The sequence below is a fragment of the Alteromonas sp. R7 genome (assembly GCF_055755235.1).
Genome location: NZ_JBVTQX010000009.1, coordinates 180,171 through 201,701 on the forward strand (window position 1 = coordinate 180,171; position 21,531 = coordinate 201,701).

At 45.1% G+C, this 21,531-nt stretch carries 22 protein-coding genes and 3 tRNA genes; 23 read left to right on the forward strand and 2 right to left on the reverse strand.

Annotated elements, in window-relative coordinates:
• Positions 1-33: 33 nt before the first annotated feature.
• The 8 genes from AC0J2X_RS15360 (at position 34) to AC0J2X_RS15395 (ending at position 8,966) form a co-directional block, all read left to right on the forward strand.
• The gene (locus tag AC0J2X_RS15360) at positions 34-339 is read left to right on the forward strand and encodes an STAS domain-containing protein (protein ID WP_014948848.1); all 306 of its coding nucleotides are present in this window, start codon (positions 34-36) and stop codon (positions 337-339) included.
• Positions 340-382: 43 nt separating this feature from the next.
• Complete coding sequence (locus AC0J2X_RS15365) at positions 383-2,059, forward strand: fused response regulator/phosphatase (RefSeq protein ID WP_278711898.1); 1,677 nt, start codon at positions 383-385, stop codon at positions 2,057-2,059.
• Between the two features lie 251 nt (positions 2,060-2,310).
• Positions 2,311-2,751 (forward strand): tellurite resistance TerB family protein, encoded by a 441-nt coding sequence (locus AC0J2X_RS15370; RefSeq protein WP_278711899.1) that lies wholly within the window; start codon positions 2,311-2,313, stop codon positions 2,749-2,751.
• Positions 2,752-2,932: 181 nt separating this feature from the next.
• The gene (locus AC0J2X_RS15375; RefSeq protein ID WP_061485236.1) at positions 2,933-5,005 is read left to right on the forward strand and encodes a putative bifunctional diguanylate cyclase/phosphodiesterase; all 2,073 of its coding nucleotides are present in this window, start codon (positions 2,933-2,935) and stop codon (positions 5,003-5,005) included.
• A 298-nt stretch (positions 5,006-5,303) separates the two neighbouring features.
• Positions 5,304-5,585 (forward strand): EF-hand domain-containing protein, encoded by a 282-nt coding sequence (locus tag AC0J2X_RS15380; RefSeq protein WP_223866688.1) that lies wholly within the window; start codon positions 5,304-5,306, stop codon positions 5,583-5,585.
• Positions 5,586-5,645: 60 nt separating this feature from the next.
• The gene (locus AC0J2X_RS15385; protein ID WP_014948855.1) at positions 5,646-7,043 is read left to right on the forward strand and encodes a sensor histidine kinase; all 1,398 of its coding nucleotides are present in this window, start codon (positions 5,646-5,648) and stop codon (positions 7,041-7,043) included.
• A 1-nt stretch (position 7,044) separates the two neighbouring features.
• A complete protein-coding gene (locus AC0J2X_RS15390; RefSeq protein ID WP_014948856.1) occupies positions 7,045-7,629 on the forward strand; it encodes a hypothetical protein in 585 nt (194 codons plus the stop codon).
• The gene (locus AC0J2X_RS15395) at positions 7,626-8,966 is read left to right on the forward strand and encodes a sigma 54-interacting transcriptional regulator (RefSeq protein WP_014948857.1); all 1,341 of its coding nucleotides are present in this window, start codon (positions 7,626-7,628) and stop codon (positions 8,964-8,966) included. Before AC0J2X_RS15390 ends, AC0J2X_RS15395 begins: the two co-directional genes overlap by 4 nt.
• Positions 8,967-9,052: 86 nt before the next feature.
• Here AC0J2X_RS15395 and AC0J2X_RS15400 read toward each other — a convergent pair whose 3' ends face one another.
• The gene (locus AC0J2X_RS15400; protein ID WP_110287783.1) at positions 9,053-9,538 is read right to left on the reverse strand and encodes a GAF domain-containing protein; all 486 of its coding nucleotides are present in this window, start codon (positions 9,536-9,538) and stop codon (positions 9,053-9,055) included.
• Positions 9,539-9,666: 128 nt separating this feature from the next.
• Entirely contained in the window at positions 9,667-10,518 is an 852-nt protein-coding gene (locus AC0J2X_RS15405) for a DUF72 domain-containing protein (protein WP_239301477.1), read from the reverse strand.
• Positions 10,519-10,766: 248 nt separating this feature from the next.
• Here AC0J2X_RS15405 and aspS point away from each other — a divergent pair, with 248 nt between their 5' ends.
• The 15 genes from aspS (at position 10,767) to AC0J2X_RS15480 (ending at position 21,531) form a co-directional block, all read left to right on the forward strand.
• On the forward strand, positions 10,767-12,527 hold the full coding sequence (gene aspS, locus AC0J2X_RS15410; RefSeq protein WP_239301479.1) for an aspartate--tRNA ligase: 1,761 nt from the start codon (positions 10,767-10,769) through the stop codon (positions 12,525-12,527).
• 3 nt (positions 12,528-12,530) lie between these two features.
• Positions 12,531-12,971 carry a dihydroneopterin triphosphate diphosphatase gene (gene nudB / locus AC0J2X_RS15415; protein WP_014948861.1) on the forward strand — a complete coding sequence of 147 codons (441 nt, stop codon included), beginning with the start codon at positions 12,531-12,533 and terminating at the stop codon, positions 12,969-12,971.
• The gene (gene ruvC, locus AC0J2X_RS15420; protein WP_014948862.1) at positions 12,971-13,489 is read left to right on the forward strand and encodes a crossover junction endodeoxyribonuclease RuvC; all 519 of its coding nucleotides are present in this window, start codon (positions 12,971-12,973) and stop codon (positions 13,487-13,489) included. Before nudB ends, ruvC begins: the two co-directional genes overlap by 1 nt.
• Positions 13,490-13,525: 36 nt before the next feature.
• Positions 13,526-14,146, forward strand: coding sequence for a Holliday junction branch migration protein RuvA (gene ruvA / locus AC0J2X_RS15425; RefSeq protein WP_014948863.1), 621 nt, complete (start codon positions 13,526-13,528; stop codon positions 14,144-14,146).
• Between the two features lie 68 nt (positions 14,147-14,214).
• Complete coding sequence (gene ruvB / locus AC0J2X_RS15430; RefSeq protein ID WP_014976035.1) at positions 14,215-15,219, forward strand: Holliday junction branch migration DNA helicase RuvB; 1,005 nt, start codon at positions 14,215-14,217, stop codon at positions 15,217-15,219.
• Between the two features lie 586 nt (positions 15,220-15,805).
• Entirely contained in the window at positions 15,806-16,204 is a 399-nt protein-coding gene (gene ybgC / locus AC0J2X_RS15435) for a tol-pal system-associated acyl-CoA thioesterase (RefSeq protein ID WP_014948865.1), read from the forward strand.
• Entirely contained in the window at positions 16,194-16,883 is a 690-nt protein-coding gene (gene tolQ / locus AC0J2X_RS15440; RefSeq protein WP_014948866.1) for a protein TolQ, read from the forward strand. Before ybgC ends, tolQ begins: the two co-directional genes overlap by 11 nt.
• A gap of 29 nt (positions 16,884-16,912) precedes the next feature.
• On the forward strand, positions 16,913-17,332 hold the full coding sequence (tolR, locus tag AC0J2X_RS15445) for a protein TolR (RefSeq protein ID WP_014948867.1): 420 nt from the start codon (positions 16,913-16,915) through the stop codon (positions 17,330-17,332).
• Positions 17,333-17,339: 7 nt separating this feature from the next.
• The gene (gene tolA / locus AC0J2X_RS15450; protein WP_239301481.1) at positions 17,340-18,191 is read left to right on the forward strand and encodes a cell envelope integrity protein TolA; all 852 of its coding nucleotides are present in this window, start codon (positions 17,340-17,342) and stop codon (positions 18,189-18,191) included.
• A gap of 4 nt (positions 18,192-18,195) precedes the next feature.
• On the forward strand, positions 18,196-19,551 hold the full coding sequence (tolB, locus tag AC0J2X_RS15455; RefSeq protein WP_281715455.1) for a Tol-Pal system beta propeller repeat protein TolB: 1,356 nt from the start codon (positions 18,196-18,198) through the stop codon (positions 19,549-19,551).
• A gap of 40 nt (positions 19,552-19,591) precedes the next feature.
• On the forward strand, positions 19,592-20,158 hold the full coding sequence (gene pal / locus AC0J2X_RS15460) for a peptidoglycan-associated lipoprotein Pal (RefSeq protein WP_014948870.1): 567 nt from the start codon (positions 19,592-19,594) through the stop codon (positions 20,156-20,158).
• Complete coding sequence (ybgF, locus tag AC0J2X_RS15465; protein ID WP_239301485.1) at positions 20,158-20,952, forward strand: tol-pal system protein YbgF; 795 nt, start codon at positions 20,158-20,160, stop codon at positions 20,950-20,952. Before pal ends, ybgF begins: the two co-directional genes overlap by 1 nt.
• 292 nt (positions 20,953-21,244) lie before the next feature.
• A tRNA-Lys gene (locus AC0J2X_RS15470) sits at positions 21,245-21,320 on the forward strand.
• Between the two features lie 24 nt (positions 21,321-21,344).
• Positions 21,345-21,420, forward strand: a tRNA-Lys gene (locus tag AC0J2X_RS15475).
• A gap of 38 nt (positions 21,421-21,458) precedes the next feature.
• A tRNA-Lys gene (locus tag AC0J2X_RS15480) sits at positions 21,459-21,531 on the forward strand.

The following is a 21,531-nucleotide window of genomic DNA, read 5'->3' on the forward strand; positions in this document are numbered from 1 at the left end:
AAGCATTTCTGCTTACATTTTTAAGGAGCGAATATGGAAATAACGTCGAGCTATCAAAATCAAGGAAAAGTACTAGTGGTAGATGTAGGCACTAAGTTTGACTTTAGTAAGGTAGAAGACTTCAGAAACGCCTATGGCGAACTGGGCGCCGATGTCTCTCACATCACCGTAGATTTATCGCGTACTGAATACATGGATAGCTCTGCCTTAGGTATGTTGTTAAACATGCAAAAGACACTCGCTGAAAGAGAATTAACCTACAGTATCGAAAATGCCCGTCCTCAGGTTGCTAAAATCCTGAAAATATCTCGATTCGATAAAAAGTTCGACATTAAGTAAGAAAAGCAAGTCGCTAAATTAACATTTTATCGAAGAGACATACGTGAAGATCCTCATTGTTGACGACGAGGCTATCAACCGTACATTGCTTACTAACATGCTTTATAACGCAGGCTATAAAGAGTGTATCGAAGCGGTGGATGGTGTTGAAGCTATCAAAAAATTTACGCACGAAAAACCCGACTTGGTTTTGTTGGATGTTGTGATGCCTGGGCTCAGTGGTTTTGACGTTGCACCCAAAATACGCAAGCTTGCGAAAGGGCCGTATCTACCTATTCTTTTTATCACCGCTTTAGAAGATAAAGAAAGCTTAGTGCGGTGTCTGGAAGTTGGCGGGAACGACTTTGCCACAAAGCCCTTCGACCGACACATTCTAATTGCCAAAATTCGAGCCCACTTAAAAATACGTGCTTTGAGTGAACACATAGAACAGCAAAATAAAGCACTTCGATTATTCAATCAAAGAGTGGCGAGAGAGCACGCCATTGTGGAACATATTTTTAGCCACGCTATTGTCAATCGACCCGAGGTAATGGCGCATTTCGACTGCTTCCTAAAGCCAGCTGAAACCTTTAATGGCGACCTCTTTCTATGCGAATCAAGCCCTAGTGGTGGTATTTATTTTGTGGTGGGAGATTTTACAGGTCATGGTTTGGCGTCAGCAATTGGTGCGTTGCCTGTAACCCGAGCCTTTCAGGAACTCAGCCAGCAAGGAGTATCTATTTCTGAGATTATTTCAGAATTAAATCGAATTTTAATTAAGTTTCTACCAAGTGACATGTTTATGGCCGCAGTGGTGGGCGAAATTAACGCGGGGGGCAATAGAATCAACTTATGGCAGGGTGGAATGCCGGCTGTCATTGTTCCTGCGAAAACTGATTTAGCGCTGCGCTGCATCCCCTCACGTCACATGGCATTAGGGATCCTAGACGAGCATGAACTCAACACCGATTGCGATACCATTCAATTAGGATGCAATGAACAGCTTGTAATTTGTAGCGACGGGCTAATTGAGAGTACTAATCAAGAGGGAGAAATGCTTCTTGAGGAAGGCTTGGTAAGAATAGTAAAAGAGCAAATGCAGACGCATGGGAAAATAGAATCCAATTCACTCTTTCTTAAGGCGAAAGAGCATTGCGCAGCCTCTTCATTTCACGATGATGTCACGCTAGTCGTGTTTACCTCTCAACCCATTAAAACGCCCGTATCACCAAAGATGGATTTTGGATTGCCATCGGTGCATGAAGTTGCGCTTGACGCACAACATTTGAAACAGCCTGACATTCTCCAACGCGTGCTACAGCTTGCGGGGCAATGTGAGGGCATTCAAGCGGTGCGTTCGATAATTTATACCGTGTTGTCGGAACTGTTTAATAATGCGTTAGAGCATGGGATCTTGAAACTCGACTCAAAACTCAAAGCTGATAGTTCAGGGTTCCATCAATATTACGAAAACCGCGAGGCTTCACTAAAAGCGCTTAGTCACGGGCGAATTAATATTAGGATAGAGTCTTTACCCCTTAAAGGTAAGGTGCTGATAGCGGTTGAAGATAGTGGTGAAGGCTTTGAGTGGAATAAGGCAAGTACGGTAGGCCGGCGTCATTCCGTTCATGACGAAAGCTTTGGGCGTGGGCTACCTTTGCTTCACGCGCTGTGCGAACGAGTGTGGTTCGAAAATGGCGGGAGTAAAGTGATTTGCTTACTTGATACTAAAATTTAGGCGCCTTTAGAAAATATCTTTACGAGTAAAATGTTCATATTCATGTTTCTCTGAGGGCTTTTAAACTCTCACTTTACAGCTCTAGTCGCTGAGTACAGTTTACATAGACTTGCTTGCTTAGTCATCGCTGTAAATCTGTCCATCTAATCCAGCAATTAATCGAATTTAGCTTTTACCGAGTAAAAGTTTTATCGATACTCAAATTTCATTAACCGCGGGCGTTTCTGCGGTGACACAAGAAGTAGGGCCCCATGCTGAAATCATTTCTTAAACTTTTCGAAGACACGCATAAGCGCACAGAGCCAACGTATACCGTTGAATTGGCAACTGCTGCATTACTTAGTGAAATTGTAAACGCTGATAATGAAGTAACGGATAGCGAGAGAAGTGAATACAAGAAACAGCTCAGAAAGCATGTAAATATAGATGAGGAAGCGATGTCGTTGTTGCTTGAAAGAGGGCAAGAGACGGCTGACGATTCAATTGACTTAGTGCGTTTTACTCAAGTACTAAATAAACACTGCAGCGCTGATGAGAAAAGAGATGTGATAAAGAGCCTCTGGGCTATTGCATACGCGGATGAATCTTTAGCACCTCTTGAAGAGAGTACTATTCGTCAAATAGCTGATTTATTGTACGTTCCCCATAGCCAATACATTAAAACTAAACTTGAAGTAGTCGAAAGAACATAGCGTTCATCATCACTCAGTGAGTCTTTTTTGTATTAGCTAAAAAAATGGATTCAAATTTAGCGACCTGTACCTTACTATTGTGAACAAATAATAATAAAAGCTTAGCGGTGACAGTGCTGTTTCAGAGCCTATGGCATCACTTGCTTACAACAGCTTGCAGTACTGAAGTAAGGGTAGTTGAGTGTTTAGAACGTTGAAAATCCCAATTGGGCTTGTCATTGCATTGACGATGTCGGTGCTGGCGCTCTCTGTGGTAATTGTTAATAAATTAGAACACAACGCTTCTGTGGTGGATGTGGTTAAAGGCAATACCGCGACGTTAAGTAACGCTTTGTCGCTGCAGTTATCGGTTGTCATGGAGCGAAGTCCCGGTGATAACGCATTATTTTCCTCTCTTTTTCAACCGATAAAAGAACACGATAATCTTATTTCCGCCACGCTATATGACAACGACTATCAAGTCATTTCCACTATTCAACCTGATTCCTTAAGCCAGCTTTCCAATCAATCTGTTCCACTTGATCCTGCAGAAATTCCATTTGGTGTTACGCAATACGACAATGTTATCACTGCCCATCAAATTGTAGGCAGTAGCCTATACCCACTTGGACATGTTGTTCTTTATGTGGACATTGAAGACACAATGGCGGCAAGTTCAGCCCGCCAGCTCATTAAGCAAGTGCCTATCGTTATCGCGGTTTGGCTGCTTTGCACTGGCACTTGTGTCTTTATTTTATACCGTTTGATTTCTCCTATTGGGTCGCTGAGGCAGTTTACTCAAGAAGTATTTGAGTCAAAAGATTATGCGCTGCGCAGTTCACTTAATACATCTAATGAAATTGGACAGTTATCGAATAACATTAATAGTTTATTGGATACCATTGAAGTTGAGTTACTCATCAACTTTGAGCAAAAGCAAACATTGGTTGATCAACAAGAAACCATGTCTCGTCTGGCAAACTTCGATAGTTTAACCGGTCTTCCCAATCGACAGTTTGTTCTCGATAACTTAAGACTAGAGCTAGCCAGAGCCAAAAGAAATGATGAAGACTTACTGCTCCTGTTTTTTGATTTAGATGGGTTTAAGGGCATCAATGATTCTTTAGGACATGAAACCGGGGATCTCATTCTCATAGAGGTTGCTGACAGAGTTCAGTGTTTGCTGCGCGACGGCGATTTATTCGCGCGACTGGGAGGGGATGAGTTCTTAGTACTGCCCGATAGAGATGTGACTACTGACCAAGCGCAAAGCTTGGCAACGCGACTTATTACCGCATTTGATGAGCCTTTTGAACTGCGTGGCTTATCACTAACGGTAGGTTTAAGCGTTGGAATCGCTACGGCTTCCGATGCGGGCTACGACCTAAGCGAGCTGATGAGCAATGCAGACCTTGCAATGTATCGTTCAAAAGCGCGAGGGCGAGGCAGCTACACACTGTTTACACCTGATATGGTTGAGTCGCATAAGCGTAAACTCCACTTAGCTAACGGTATTGAGCAAGGAATCAGCAACGATGAGTTTGTTGTTTATTACCAGGTTAAAGTTAACAATGAAGGGAACGTAATCGGCGTAGAAGCGCTTATTCGTTGGCAACATCCTGAATTTGGCTTGGTTATGCCGAACGAGTTTATCCCCATTGCAGAGCAGGGCGGTAAGATCACTGCAATTACCCGTTGGGTAATTAAGCGCGTTTGTATTGATATGCCAGATTTAAAACAATGGGCCACGTCTCCGTTTAGAGCCTCAATCAATTTATCTGGACATGATTTGCGAAGCTCGCAGCTGTTTGACTACATCTACAATACTTTCAAGCTCTATGACATCAACCCAGAAAACATTGAATTTGAAGTGACAGAAAGTGCGTATCTAGAAAACTTTACTCTTTCAAACAAGTTCTTCAGACGCATCGGAAATATGGGGTGCGCCATAGCTCTAGATGATTTTGGAACGGGTTACTCCTCGTTAAGTTACCTGACGCAAATCAATATCGACACGCTAAAAGTTGACCGACAGTTTGTAATGGAAATTCAAACTTCAGAACGAAGCCGTCTTGTGACTGGGGCAATTATTGATTTGGCGAAAAGACTGTCACTCTCGGTATGTGCTGAGGGCATAGAAAACCTTGAACAGTGGAATTATCTTAGAGAGCATGGATGTGACAATGTGCAAGGATTTATGTTTAGCAAGCCCATCCCCTTATCGGAGCTCACTTGCTCTCCCTCCCAATATAGCGATAGTAGTTTCTCTGTATAGCAAGGTATCGATAAAACCACTTTGACATACAGTGTTTCAAAGTGGTGTTTCTTTTTTGCAACATTTAACCTGTATGCTGAGTGGTTGATAGTACACTTATTTACATATACTACTGTTTTTAATGTGCTTTTTCTTTTTGGTCTGAAAATCGCATAAGCAGTTTGAATGCAATTATGATAGTGGTTAATTGAAGACTAGTGGTAGTATCCATGAGCTTTAATAGCAGCATAACCTGATGACACAGGGCTGGTATCAAAGCGGATTGAGAAGGATTTTAAAAGCGTTTAGCGGAGGATTCATGATGAAACGTCTCGAAAAAGTTTTCTTAGCACTTTGTGCTGTTGCTGCAGTACAAGCCATTTCAGTAGCGGACGCGTACGCAAGTCCAGCGCGCTCGTTGATGCAGGAATTAGACACAGATAAAGATGGTCTGATATCACTTAAAGAAGCGGTTCGACACACAGGTCTACTGCGTAACTTTGGGCTGATTGATGACAACGAAGATGGCAAACTTTCCGAAGCCGAATTGGCAAAAAGCAAGTTGACGCCAGGCAATGAAAAGCTCACAGCAAGTGAGTAGATAAAATAATATATTTAAGAGGGTAAGGTTCTGATAAACAAGGTTTCGTTTGGTGAACGCTTGGTACAACTTGGTTCACTAAGGCAGTTGACGCTAGGTAGTTTTGTACTGGCCCTTATCCCTCTTATAGCCTTACTTTGGCAAAGTCAAAGCGACTTAGCCAAAGTGGGTCAAATGACAACACTTGAAACACGGTTTGTTGTCGATGTTGTTAGCGACATGCAAAGACTCGATAACGCGGTCGTTGACGTAGAGCGCAGCATTCGCCAATTTGCTGTGTTGAGAAATGATAGGGTGGCATCTCTTTCTGATAACGCCATCGATCAATTTGCCGTGGCCGCTGACAATCTATGTCAGGCTCTCTCGGTACCAACTACCTGCACACGACTTTCAGAACAGCTAAATCAATTAGCCGAATATCGAGCGATTGAAGACCAGCTTTTACTTAATGCATACCTTGCGTCAGTGGGCGATAGCGTCGACCAGCTTCGCGACGATGTAGAAGCCGCTATTACTGAACGTGTCAAAGTCCAGCAAGATGATTTAAATGCCATGCAAGCAAAACAAGCTTGGTCTACAGCTATGCTTGTAAGCGTTTCGTTATTGCTAATACTGATGGGGAGTCAACTTATTGTGAACCCCGTTAACAACTTAAAAAAGATTATAAGGATCATGGCCCACAGCGATGGTCAGCTTCCACCCCTTTCAAGACAAGCGCCAAAAGAACTGATTGATGTAGAGAAAGATTTACATTGGCTTTATGATCGACTACAGCAGTTGGAGCATATTAGAACCGCCTTGCTGCGACACGCTGCTCACGAGCTCAAAACTCCGCTTGCCAGCATTAAAGAAGGCTGCAGCTTGTTGTCTGAAAACGTGGTGGGCGAGTTGAATAACAGTCAACGCGAAGTACTTTCGCTACTTACTGCTAGCACGCAAAGGCTCAACACGCTGGTGGAAAAGTTGCTCGACTACAACCTGCTGTTGCAACAAGCTCAGCCAAAAATGGTACAAAGTGACGTTAGTAAGTTAGTTTCTGCTTGTTTAGAAGATTACGCGCTCGCCATTCAGGATAGAGAAGTGGAAGTAAAGATAACTGCGTCCGAGGTGCGTATAGACGAGGAGCTGTTTAGAAGAATACTTGATAACTTGGTGTCCAATGCAGTCGCGCATGGCGCAGTGGGAAGACCGATAAATATTAGCCTTTATAACGAAAACGATAATCTTGTACTGGATGTTGCCAATCGCGGTAAGCGTATTGCTCCAGAGTCAGTACATACTTTATTTGAACCTTTTATCCGAGGAACCGAGCCGAGAAACGACAATGTCATTGGGACGGGTTTAGGGTTATCAATTGTTGCCGATTGCGCTCGACTGATGCATGGTGATGTGCGTGTTGTAGATGTAGACTATGCCGATGTTTGCTTTAGAGTGACCATTGGGCAACAGGAAAAATAAAATGAGAATAAGTGGTTTAATTGTCGCCTTACTGGTGCTGACAGGATGTCAGAGTTTAACCAGAAACAACGACAACGCAGGTGAGCCAGAAAAGGTGACGCCTGTAGCTAAAATAGAACGTGGCCTTTGTTTATTTGTTGAGCCTCCACAGGGGTTCGAGCACAATTGCGATGCAACCTATTGGCTTAACGCGTGGATTGACGCGGCCAACCAACCTTGGTTAGAGCGTAAGCAAGCATTAAAAGCGTTAGGTGATACAGCATCTGACACGCTTCACGCCTACGTTTTAACACTACCAACAGATACACCTTATCAAGACAGGTTGCGCGCGCAGCTTGCGTTAAATGATATTGCTGGAACATTTACACCCACTGCGCAAGAAGTGGTGACTGTTATTGCTGCGTCGCACAACAATCAGATTATGCAGCTTGAATCTGCCATGGTGGTGTTGGAGCAAGAAAATACTTCTCGTGGCGAGAAAGTAAAAGCACTTGAAATTGAAGCAGTTAACCTGCGCAAAAAACTAGAAGAATTGTTGCAGATTGAAGCAACACTGATGGATAAAAACAGGAGTACACAACAGTGAGCGAAAAGGCGAGTAGTAACCCTAACTTATTGTTGGTAGATGACGATAAGAGCTTATTGCGCTTATTAACCATTCGTCTGGAAGGCGAAGGTTATGAGGTGACCGCAGTGGAAGACGGTCAATCAGCGTTAAGAAAGCTTCAAAACGACAACTACGATGTAGTATTAAGTGACTTGCGTATGCCGGGCTTAGATGGTCTGAGTTTGTTTGAAGAAATTATGGGAATTAGAAAAGATATTCCTGTAATTCTGATGACGGCTCACGGCACCATTGCTGATGCGGTAGCAGCCACTCAGCGTGGTGTATTTGGGTTTTTGCCTAAACCTGTCGATCACGATGAATTACGCGCGCTGCTGCAAAAAGCACTTAGCCAGTCTCAAGCTGCACAGCCTGGGGATTGGGCAAAGGACATCATTACCCGTTCTCCAGAAATGCTAAATGTACTAGACCAGGCGTTCCGCATAGCTCAGCGTGAAGTGTCTGTGCTTATTAGCGGCGCGAGCGGTACAGGTAAAGAGTTACTTGCTAATGCCATTCATAAAGCCAGTAACCGCAGCGACAAACCATTTGTGGCTATTAACTGTGGAGCATTACCTGAAAACTTGCTTGAGTCTGAGCTATTTGGTCATGCCAAAGGTGCGTTTACCGGTGCTGTAGCTGCTCACCCTGGTCTGTTTAGAGAAGCCGACGGCGGTACCTTGTTCTTGGATGAGATTGGCGATATGCCGATGACGCTGCAGGTAAAACTGCTGCGTGCATTACAAGAGCGCCAAATTCGTCCAGTAGGTAGCAGCAAGCACGTAGACATCGATGTGCGTATCATTTCTGCAACGCACAAAGACTTGCACAAAGAAATGGAAGAAGGCACCTTCCGCGAAGATTTATATTACCGTCTAAACGTGGTGAACCTAAAACTTCCGTCGCTGAAATCGCGAAGTGAAGATATTCCACTTCTGGCTCGCTCGCTGCTGCAGCAAAGCGCACAGCGTCATGGCGTGAATGTAAGCCAATTTTCTGATGACGCGATGCAACAGCTGGTAACCTCATCTTGGCCAGGTAACGTACGTCAGCTTGTGAATGTGGTCGAGCAGTGTGTTGCGTTAACGCAAACGCCTGTGATTCCGCTTCACTTAGTAGAGCAGGCCTTGTCTGCCACTAAACAAAGCTGGCCAACGCTTACAGAGGCTAGAGACGCGTTTGAACAGCAATACTTGCACAAGCTTCTTAAAATGACCGACGGCAACGTAACGCGCGCGGCAGAGCTTGCTGGTAGAAATAGAACTGATATGCACAAGCTTATGAAAAAGCACGAGCTAGACGCAGCTGATTTCAGATAGACATAGTCGAGCTTAGAGAGTTATTAAACGCATCACTTTTTAGTGATGCGTTTTTGTTTTGCGATACGAAAAGCGTAGGGCTGGAGTTATGCTGGAAGGTGCTCTGAAAAAATAATGGTTTCAACTGTGCGGGCGTGGTTTTTTAAGCTTTCTATCTCAACATCTAAAAAGTCACGTGGTTCATCAAACAGTAGGCATAACGTACCCAATTCATAGCCATCTTTGTTGCGCAAGATAGCACCTGCGTAAGCTCTTATGAAAGGGCTGCCAGTAACCAGCGGGTTATTAGCAAATAGCTTATCGGTTTTAGCGTCGGGAACAATTAAGTATTCTTCTTCGGCTATCGCGTAGGTGCAAAACGAGATATTACGCGGTGTTTCGGTAGCATCCATACACTGGCGAGACTTAAACCATTGACGATCTTCTGCAACAAGGCTTACTAAGCAGGTTTTAGCATTAAACTCTTCTTGTACAGCTTTGGTGAGCTCGTCAAGTTGTTCGCTTGGGGAAGTATCTAAAATATCTAACGATTCAAGCGCAGCAATACGCGCTTTCTCATATTCATGGTTCATTGGGGTTATTTCACGGTAAATAATGGTGTAGTACCAAAATAGATAAGAGCAGTAGTTTACCGCTGAATTAGAAAAACGCTATCTATTAAAAACGAAATATCAATCGGCGCAATGTCAGTTGCTTGTCATTAAAACAGTGAATTTTGCTCTGGTTGAGTTTTAATAGACAGGTTATTTAGCGCGAGTGATGGAGTAGTGTTGTTATACAAATCGATAAACTGCTGCGCTAACCAGGGAGCATCTTTGTTGTCTGGGCGGTGACAAAAAAAGTACACGTCTTTTCCTTCACTTTGCCAAATCTTCACTTTTTTCACCCAAGGCAATAAACAGCGTTGGTTGTCATCATCAACATCATTGCCTACAAAGCGCACAATGGGAGTATGTCCTGTAGCAATAACATTTACCGGTACACGGGGCTTTTTCTCTCGCACTTCCTCTAGCATCGCACGTCTATTTGTTCCCCCTGCGTCTAAAGAGCCAGTGAAAAGCGCTCGGGTGTCCATAACGATTCTGTTCGCACCGTGGCGGATCAAAAGTTGATTAAGCGCCTTTTCCTCATCACCCTTTGCAAAAAATGCCAGGTGGCGCACCTCAACCGCTATGTTTAATTCTTGAGGTAACGCCGCTAAAAAGGTATCCAAAATGGGTAGCATTTCTGGCCCAAAAGAAGCGGGCAGTTGCAGCATCATGACTCCTAGCTTTTCTTTTAACGGGCTTAATAAAGCAAGCTGTTGGGCAACCTCTTCATCACAATGCTGTAATCGATGTACATGAGTAATGTTCTGGTGAAACTTGAAAGTAAATCTGAAGTGGTCGGGTACTGAATCGCACCATCTCGCTACAGCGTCTTGGTGGGGAAGAGAGTAAAATGTGGTATTCCCTTCAACCGTATTACACTCCTTGGCATACAGCGACAATCCATTATCAGACTTGGGATAATTAGCAAACCACGTGCTTGGCCAATGGCTGTGTTGCCACATTGGCAATCCAATATAGAGATTTCCTTGTGATATGGCTGATTTGTGCATATTTGTCATTGGGCTTTATCAAGCATTTGTTTATACTATGCGGCCTTTAAATCATTACATTATGCATGTTGTGGGCGGGCCAGCTAATTGGCCAGCAAGTTTACGCGATTTTGGGCAAAGTCTTAAGCCCAAAAATAAGCGGTTTTGAACGCCAATTCACTGCATGCGAAGCAAGAGAAAAACATCAGGGGTCAAGGACCATGCGCACAGATTACTGTGGGAATATCGATTCATCATACATTGGACAAGAAGTTACCCTTTGCGGGTGGGTTAATAAGCGTCGCGATTTAGGCGGTGTAATTTTCATCGACTTACGCGACCGCGAAGGTATCGTACAAGTGGTGTTCGACCCAGATTTACCAGACGTACTATCGGTTGCTAACACATTGCGTAGCGAATTCTGCGTAAAGCTAACGGGTAAAGTGCGTGCGCGCCCTGAAGGTCAAGTAAATAAAGACATGCGCACAGGTGAGATTGAGATCCTAGGCACAGGCCTTGAAGTGATCAACAAGTCTGACGTGCTTCCACTGGACTGGAACCAAGAAAACTCCGAAGAACAGCGCCTTCGCTATCGTTATCTAGATCTTCGCCGTCCTGTAATGAGCCAGCGTTTACAATTCCGTGCAAAAGTAACCGGTGCTGTACGTCGCTTCCTAGAAGAAGAAGGTTTCCTTGATATTGAAACCCCTATTCTTACTAAGGCAACGCCAGAAGGTGCACGTGACTACCTAGTGCCAAGCCGCACGCACAAAGGTGAGTTCTTTGCACTTCCGCAATCGCCACAGCTTTTCAAACAGCTTCTGATGATGTCGGGCATGGACCGTTACTATCAAATCGTTAAGTGCTTCCGCGACGAAGACTTACGTGCCGACCGTCAGCCAGAATTTACCCAAATCGATATTGAGACCACGTTCTTAGATGCCGATGGCGTAATGTCTATTACCGAGCGCATGATCCGCGACTTGTTCAACAAAATGCTAAACGTTGACCTTGGCGACTTCCCGCGCATGACGTACAAAGAAGCCATGACGCGCTTTGGTAGCGACAAGCCAGACCTACGTAACCCGTTAGAGTTAACAGACGTTGCCGACTTGCTTGCTAACGTTGACTTTAAAGTATTCAGCGGCCCGGCAAACGACCCTAAAGGTCGCGTAGCAGCTATTCGCGTACCTGGTGGGGCGTCGCTTTCGCGTAAGCAAATAGACGAATACACTAAATTTGTAGGTATTTACGGCGCGAAAGGTCTGGCTTGGATTAAAGTTAACGATGCTGGTGCAGGTCTTGAAGGTCTACAGTCGCCAATCCTTAAATTCCTAACTCAAGACATCACTAACGCTATGCTAGAGCGCACAGGCGCACAAAGTGGCGATATTCTATTGTTTGGTGCAGACAGCTACACTGTGGTTACCGAAGCGATGGGCGCACTTCGTCTTAAGCTTGGTGAAGACTTTGAGCTTCTTGAAGGCGAGTGGAAGCCACTTTGGGTTGTTGACTTCCCAATGTTTGAAGAGTTTGACGGTCAGCTTCACGCTATTCACCACCCGTTTACCGCGCCACGTGGTTTAACGCCAGAAGAACTTAAAGCTAACCCAGCTGAAGCCTTATCTGACGCTTACGATATGGTATTGAACGGTGTTGAATTAGGCGGTGGTTCTGTACGTATTCACAATGAAGACATGCAGTCTACGGTATTCAACATTCTTGGCATTGACGATGAAGAAGCGAATAACAAGTTTGGCTTCTTGCTAGACGCACTGCGCTTTGGTGCGCCGCCGCATGCAGGTCTTGCGTTTGGTCTAGACCGTCTGGTAATGCTTATGACTGGCGCGACGTCTATTCGTGATGTTATGGCATTCCCTAAAACGACCACAGCGGCATGTCCGTTAACATCGGCGCCTAGCCCTGCGAACCCACAGCAGCTTGAAGAGCTCGCTATTGCAACGGTGAAAAAGCAATCGTAATTTATGGCGTATAAGAAGCCTGAATCTGCACTGGTAGTGTTGTACGACCAACACTACCGAGTGCTGCTTTTGCAACGACAAGACGACCCCACCTTTTGGCAGTCGGTAACCGGCGCGTTAGAAGAGGGGGAGTTACCCTTAGAAACGGCATATCGTGAAGTGTGTGAAGAAATTGGCATCGATGCCAAAGCACACGGCTTTGTGGTTAACGACCACGATAAGCAAAACCAATATGAAATTCGTAGCCGCTGGCTACATCGTTATCCTCCTGGTACTGTGCACAACACAGAACACGTATTTTCCCTTCAAATAAACAGCGATTTACCTCTTGTCTTAACAGAGCACTTGCAGTACGAATGGGTGTCGAAAGACGAAGCGCTCGCGCGTTTATGGTCTCCCTCTAATAAAGAAGCGGTATCTTTGTTTGTACCGAGTGTGCCTTAATGGTTATACTGGGTATAGATCCAGGTTCTCGGATCACAGGCTACGGTTTAATTGCACGCAAGCAAGGTAAACTGGTGTATGTAGCAAGCGGATGCATTCGCGTTGGAACGGCAGATTTACCCTCTCGTCTTGCTAATATTTTTACCGGTGTTGGCGATATTATTCGTCAATATAAACCCGACCAGTTTGCTATTGAGCAAGTATTTATGGCGAAAAACCCTGATTCAGCGTTAAAGCTTGGTCAGGCCAGAGGTGCCGCCATTGTGGCAGCCACCCAAGCGCAACTTCCTGTTGCTGAATACAGCGCAAGGCAAATTAAGCAGTCGGTAGTTGGAAAAGGTGGCGCAGATAAAACGCAAGTTCAGCACATGGTAAAACACCTGCTGAATTTAAGCGGCACGCCACAGGCCGATGCTGCCGATGCATTAGCCGTTGCCTTGTGTCATGCACACACTGAACAGAGCCTGATAAACATGGCAGGGCAAGCCCGAAAAACCGTTCGTGGTCGTTTGCGCTAATACTGCTCGAAGCTCACGCTTTTACAGAGATAATTCATGATTGGACGAATTCGCGGTACGTTGGCTGAGAAACAGCCTCCAGAAATTCTTGTAGATGTAGCCGGTGTTGGCTACGAAATTCACATGCCTATGACCAGTTTCTACCAGCTTCCCGCGGTGGGTGAAGAAGTGGTGGTGTACACACATTTTGTGGTTCGTGAAGACGCCCAATTGCTGTTTGGTTTTGCTGATAAAATGGAAAGAGGGCTTTTCCGAGAATTGATCAAAGCCAATGGTGTAGGCCCAAAGTTAGGCCTTGCTATTTTATCTGGAATGTCGGCAAGCCAGTTCTTGGCAAGTGTACAAAATGAAGATGTTTCTGCACTCGTCAGCTTACCGGGTATAGGTAAGAAAACCGCAGAGCGTTTAGTGGTAGAGCTTAAAGACCGCCTAGCAAAATTTGGCAAGGCGCAGAGTATTGCTGTACCACCTCCAAGTGGCGACTTGCTATCCACCAACACTATTGTTGCTGTAAACGACGCTCGGGAAGAAGCACAAAGCGCGCTTATTGCACTGGGCTATAAACCTGCTCAAGCGAGCAAGCTAGTCGACAGCGTATATAAAGAGGGCATGGAAAGTGAAGCCCTTATTCGCGAATCATTAAAAGCGGCCATATAATGGCGCTCAACGAAGACAGCGGTTCTTAGTCTGCCTGTCTTCACGTCACCGTTTAAAGTAGAACTATCATGATTGAAGCCGACAGACTGATTACGCCTGAAGCCAGCACCGAAGACGAGGTCATCGACCGCGCCATTCGCCCTAAAATGCTGGAAGACTATACGGGGCAGCCTCACGTATGTGAGCAAATGGAAATTTTTATTCAAGCTGCGCGTAATCGCGACGATGCGCTAGACCATCTACTTATTTTCGGTCCGCCAGGACTGGGTAAAACCACGCTTGCGAACATTGTGGCAAATGAAATGGGCGTAAACATTAAAACCACGTCAGGCCCTGTGCTTGAGAAAGCTGGCGACTTGGCTGCACTGCTTACCAACCTTGAGCGCAATGATGTATTGTTCATAGACGAAATACATCGCTTAAGTCCAGTGGTAGAGGAAATTCTTTATCCTGCCATGGAAGACTATCAGCTTGATATTATGATAGGCGAGGGGCCTGCCGCCCGTTCAATTAAGCTAGACCTTCCTCCTTTTACACTGGTAGGCGCTACCACCCGCGCAGGCTCGCTAACGTCGCCATTACGCGACCGTTTCGGCATTGTTCAACGATTAGAGTTTTACAACGTAAAAGACCTCACCAGTATTGTGGCAAGAAGCGCGAGCTATCTGAATTTAGACATGAACGATGAAGGTGCGCAAGAAGTGGCTCGTCGTTCGCGTGGCACACCGCGTATTGCTAATCGTTTGTTACGACGTGTTCGAGACTACGCAGAAATTAAAGCAGACGGCACGGTGGGAGCCGATACGGCAGCGAAGGCACTGGATATGCTTGACGTTGATAAAGAAGGTTTCGATTACATGGATCGTAAATTGCTTACTGCTATTATCGAAAAGTTTGATGGTGGGCCAGTAGGCTTAGACAATTTGGCAGCAGCCATTGGTGAAGAGAAAGAAACCATAGAAGACGTGATTGAACCCTTCCTTATTCAGCAGGGCTTTTTACAGCGCACGCCTCGAGGCCGTATTGTGTCGCAGCGCGCTTATCTTCATTTTGGCTTCGCTCCGTCTGAATAATTTACCGTCCCTTTGTAAGAAGGTACAGATTCGTTTTAAAGGCCTAGCAGAATTGCTGGGCTTTTTTTGGCAACACAGAAAATACAGAAGCCGTTTCAAACGCTACAAGTAAATGTTCGTATGGGGGAAGCTGTAAGTTCAGAGCATTGAGATTGGATGGCGAATTATTGCATAGCGCAAGTTAAGCATGGGCCGCCAATATTTCGTTTTGTACAGATGCTAAATTACAAGCAAAAAAAAGCCCGCTCATTGAGCGGGCTAAAACAACAAGTGTTGAAGGAAATAAATCCAGGGAACTCATGTCTAACAGGAGAATAACTCTTGCATGACCGTGCTAAGCACCATCACGCTCTGTACGACTGATGCTGTGCATTATAAGGAGAGCAGAAAAAACTACAATTGAGTAAAATTGTTGTTTTGGATTAGAAAAGCTAATGTGTTAACTGGGTGTTTAATATTGGTTTACTTTTGATTAAATGTTAGCTTTGGTGGGGCTTGTGGAGTGTTTTTGTTCTGCATTTTGTCGCGCTAATTAGTTATTTTAACTCCGCTTTGGATTATTAATTTTTTGGGTGAAGGAATAGTTATGCATTTACACCAGGTAAGAGTGTATTACGAAGATACCGACGCAGGCGGTATCGTCTATTATGCGAATTACCTAAAGTTTATGGAGCGAGCCCGTACAGAGTGGCTTCGCGAGCTAGGTTTTGAACAAGACACGCTGATGGAACAATCCATCGCTTTCGTCGTCAAACACGTTGAAATGCATAACTATGCGCCTGCACGGTTCAATCAACTGTTGAGTATTGAAACTCGCGTTGTAGAATTGAAAGGCGCTAGTATGACGTTTCAACAAATTATTAAAAATGAACAAGGCGTTACATTGGTATCGGGAGATATCAAAGTTGCCTGCGTCGATTTGGCCGTTATGAAGCCAAAAAGATTACCACGTACTTTGTTAGGGGAAATTTCGCGTGTCATCTGATCTCACTTTTATTGGCTTGTTTTTACAAGCGAGTTTTATTGTTCAACTAGTTATGCTTTTGTTGCTAAGCGTGTCGATAGCGTCGTGGACGTTTATCTTCCAACGTAGCAAAGCGTTGTCGGCGGCACGCAACGAAATGCGTCAGTTTGAAGATAAGTTCTGGTCAGGCGCTGACCTTAACCGTCTTTATCAAGAGCTTTCTGCCAGAACTAACCTAACAGGCATGGGCAGCATCTTTTGCTCAGGCTTTAAAGAGTTTGTTCGCCTGCGCAAGTCTAACACCGCTACCAACGGCATAGTTGATGGTACATACCGTGCCATGCGCGTTTCTATGTCTCGTCAAGTCGAAGAATTAGAAAGTCGTCTGCCTTTTTTAGCCACGGCGGGCTCAATTAGTCCTTACATCGGTCTATTCGGAACTGTGTGGGGGATCATGAACGCCTTCATCGCATTAGGTGAAGTGCAGCAAGCTACCCTTGCAATGGTAGCGCCGGGTATTGCAGAAGCACTTATTGCAACTGCTATCGGCCTGTTTGCTGCTATCCCTGCGGTTATTGCCTACAACCGTTTCAGCCATCAGGTTGAGAAGCTTGAAAATAGCTACGGCAACTTCATGGAAGAGTTCTCTGCAATCCTTCATCGCCAAGCCGTTGCTGCGCAAGCACAACAACAAGCCTAAGCGTTTACATTCCAAACGGAGGACTTGTTATGTATGTAAGAAAACGCCGCAGGCCGGTATCAGAGATAAACGTAGTGCCCTACATCGACGTGATGTTGGTGTTGCTTATTATCTTTATGGTAACGGCGCCGCTTATTTCTCAAGGGGTAAAGGTGGATTTGCCTAAAGCAAGTGCCAACCCGATAGAGCAAGAAGATACACCACCTATTATTGCGTCAGTGGATGTTAAAGGTCGCTACTTCCTTAATGTAGGCGAAGACCAGGAATCGCCAATTAGCGAAGAAGAGCTTGGCGCTATTGTAAAAGCACAATTGACCAAAGAGCCCAATACGCCCGTAGTGGTAAAAGGCGATGGACAAGTAGCGTATAACGAAGTGATACAGCTAATGGTGTTATTACAGCAGGCGGGTGTGCCTTCAGTAGGGTTAATGACGGATCCGGTTGAGTAATATAGATATGTCGAAACCTGAAGTGTCGAGAAGCACGTCACGCGCAAACAGTGATACGAAGACTAAACAGGCCAGTAGTTTAAGCCCAGAACAAATAGGCTTATTTAAATCTATTGGCTTGCATCTTTTTATCGCTGCGCTGTTGCTAATTAGCGTCAGTTTCTCTCCTGACCCGTTGCCAAGTATGCCGTCGAATGCGCCTGTGATAGAAGCGACGTTTATTGATGCGCAAGCGATTGCGGATCAAAAAAGGGAGCAGGCACAAGCTGAAGCTCAAGCAAGAGCCGAAGAGCAAGAAAGGCAAAGAAAAGCAGAAGCCGCGGCAGAGAAAAAACGCCAGCAGCAGCTAGCAGCCAAGCGTGCGAAAGAGAAGCGTGAAGCAGAAGCGGCTGAAGCGAAACGTCAGAAAGACTTGGAGCGCTTAGCGGCGCAGAAGGAACAAGAGCGTAAGGAGCGCGAAGCAAAAGCGAAAGCTGAGGCTGAGCGAAAGAAAAAAGAAGCAGCTGAACGCGCTGAAATGGAAAGGATCATGCAAGAGCAGCTTGCAAAAGAACAAGCTGCTCAGCAAGAACGTAGGCGAAAACAGGTACTTACTGAAGTCGAGCGTTATACCGCGCTTATTCAGCAAACCATAAAGCGCAATTTGTATTCGGACGACAGCTATCAAGGCAAAACCTGTCGATTGAATATTCGGTTAGCAACGACAGGGTTTGTTACGAGTATTCGTGTACTCGGCGGCAATGATGCGCTGTGTAGAGCGGCTGAAAGCGCGGTTCGCAGGGCCGAAAAGTTACCGGTATCTGATGCGCCAGACGTTTACGAGCAGTTAAAAGACATTACTTTAAAAGTGGAATTATAGTGGTATGAAAAAACTAGGTTTATGGATAGCGCTTATTACGATGGCATTCAGTGCCAACGTGTTTGCATCCTTAGAAATTGTGATAACCGAGGGCGTAGATAGTGCACGTCCAATCGGGGTTGTGCCATTTAAATGGAAAGGTCAAGGCAGTATGCCTGGCGATATTTCTAAAGTGGTGATGGCCGACTTAATGCGTAGTGGTAAGTTCAATCCGGTATCTGTCGACAAAATGCCACAGTACCCAGAGACAGCGGAGCAAGTGTCTTTCACTGCATGGGCAACCTTAGGTGTGGACACGGTTTTAGTAGGAAGTATTGAGCCACAAGCAGGCGACCGTTACCTTGTATCCTATGAGTTGATTGATGTACTTAAAGGGCAAGTTGACAATGGGCAGGCTAAAGTACTCAAAGACGGCAAGTTGGTATCGAGTAATGATCACGTACTAGCTGCCCGTCAGGCAGTGATCAACGGTCGAGATTTTCGCCAGTATGCGCATCGAATTAGCGACATTGTGTATGAAAAATTGACCGGTGTTCGCGGTGCCTTTTTAACGAAAATTGCTTACGTCATTGTTCGCGACCGTGACACGGTTGAAAAACCTTACCAATTAGTCATTGCAGACTACGATGGTGAGAACGAAACGCGCTTGTTGTCTTCGCCAGAGCCGCTTATGTCGCCAGTGTGGTCGCCTGATGGCGAGAAGCTTGCCTACGTTAGTTTTGAAAATCGTAGACCGCAAATATTCATTCAGAATATCTACACCAGCGAGCGTACGCGCATTACTGATTTCCCTGGAATAAATAGTAGCCCGGTGTTTTCACCAGATGGCAAGCAACTTGCAATGGTTTTATCGAAAGATGGAAACCCTGAACTCTATGTGATGGACTTAGCGACAAAAAATCTTCGCCGAGTAACACGAAATAGAGCGATTGATACGGAGCCCGCGTGGCTACCAGACGGCAGTGGGTTAATATTTAGCTCGGAACGGGGTGGTAAACCCCAGATATATAGCGTAAATTTAAATTCTGGGAAAGTAAGGCGAGTTACCTTTGTAGGTGAACAAAACCTTGGCGGTACAATTTCCCCAGACGGCAAGCAAATGATTATGGTTAACCAAACTAATGGGAACTATCATATTGCGAAGCAGTCTTTGGATGGTGGATCACCTCAAGTACTGACACGGACGTACTTAGATGAGTCACCAAGCGTAGCGCCGAACGGAAGCATGATTATATACAGCACCCTTCATGAGGGAACCCAAGTGTTGTCGTTGGTTTCTCTAGATGGGCGTTTTAAAGCTAGGTTACCAGCAGCCAATGGGCAAGTTAAATCGCCAAGTTGGTCACCATTTTTGTTCTAACAATTTAACGACTAAACAATAAAATTTAAGGATTAGTAGGATGCAAATGAATAAAGTGATGAAGAGCTTCATTATCGCATTGCCAGTAGTGACAATGATGGCATGTTCTTCAGGCCCTAGCGAAGAAGAATTGGCAGCAGAGCGTAACCGCCTTGCACAAGAACAAGCGGCTGCAGAAGCGGAAGCACGTGAAGCAGAAGCACAGCGCGTTAAAGCAGAAGCTGCACAGCGCATGAAGCGTCAAGAAGAAATGGTTCAGCAAGAAATGGAAGCGTTGAAAAACGAACAAACCGTTTACTTTGACTTTGACCGCTCAAGCATCAAGCCAGAGTTCCAGCGTATTCTAGACAAGCACGCGGCGTTCTTGGTGAAAAACCCAAGCACTAAAGTGACTATTGAAGGTCACACTGACAGCCGTGGTACGCCTGAGTACAACATCGCGCTAGGCGAACGTCGTGCACAGTCTGTTGAAACTTACCTACTTAATGCTGGCGTAAGCAGCAGCCAAGTAACAGTAGTTTCATACGGCGAAGAAAAACCAGCAGTGATGGGTTCTACTGAGTATGCATTTGCTCAAAACCGTCGCGGAGTGGTTGTTTACCGCTAATGACTATTCTAACGAATAAGACATTAAAAATGGGCGTCACTTTATGTGCCGCCCTTGCTGTTTCTACCGCATTTGCGCAAGCGCCTGTGGTAGACGCCAATGGCGGCAGTGAATTAGAGCAGCGTATTGTTGTGCTAGAGCGTATTGTTAAGAGCCGAACCGAAATGCAACACAGGCTTCAAACGCAACTAGACAATATGCAAATGGAAGTCGACCAGCTGCGTGGTGCGGTTGAAGTTAATACCAATGAACTTCAAAAAGTACTTGAGCGTCAACGTGAGCTTTATCTTGAAATAGATAAACGCGTGGAGGCACTTAAGCAAAGCGGCGTGCTACAAGGTAGTGCCATGCCTAGTGCAGGTGTTGATTCGGGCTCTGTGAGCTCTCCAACAGCATCTACACCAACGCAAGCACCGCAAGCAGGTGAAGATGAAGCCTACGAAAATGCGGTGAATTTGATCCTTAAGTCTCGTGAGTACGATAAAGCCATTCCTGCGTTTCAATCGTTCATTTCACGCTTTCCCAACAGTGGTTACGCACCAAATGCGCACTATTGGTTAGGGCAACTGTTGTTTAATAAGCAGCAGTGGAGCGAAGCAAGTGAACAATTTAATATTGTAGCTAATCGCTTTACCGATTCTTCCAAGCGTCCTGATGCCTTATTAAAACTAGGTGTCATTGCTGAGCGAACGGGAGACAGTTCAACAGCACGTCAGCTGTTCCAACAAGTTGTAAATGATTACCCTGATTCTTCGGCAAAACGCCTCGCTGAATCTCGGTTAAATAACTTGTAATGAACAAAGCCTCTTTTAAAGAGGCTTTTTTATGAGTTAGAGAAAAGTTTTTTTCAAAAAATTCCATTTAGAGTGCATAAAACTTCTGCACCAAATTTCACTGTATTTCGTAGAAACCTGACTAAACTCAATTAGTATTGGTATAAATACTCAGCGAATTGTTTTCATTTTGACCGTTTAGTCGTAATTTGACAGAAAAATGAAAATAAAAGGACGTTATGGGTTGCGTCGAATAAAAATCTGAGTATTATATGCCGCCGTTGCCAAGACACAGGCAACAACAGGAAAGAAAGGGTCGTTAGCTCAGTTGGTAGAGCAGTTGACTTTTAATCAATTGGTCGCTGGTTCGAATCCAGCACGACCCACCACTTTCTCTCCTAGCATCAAATGATGGGTCGTTAGCTCAGTTGGTAGAGCAGTTGACTTTTAATCAATTGGTCGCTGGTTCGAATCCAGCACGACCCACCATCATTTGAATTGCGAAACTTATCTGTGTGTCACTTGATGGGTCGTTAGCTCAGTTGGTAGAGCAGTTGACTTTTAATCAATTGGTCGCTGGTTCGAATCCAGCACGACCCA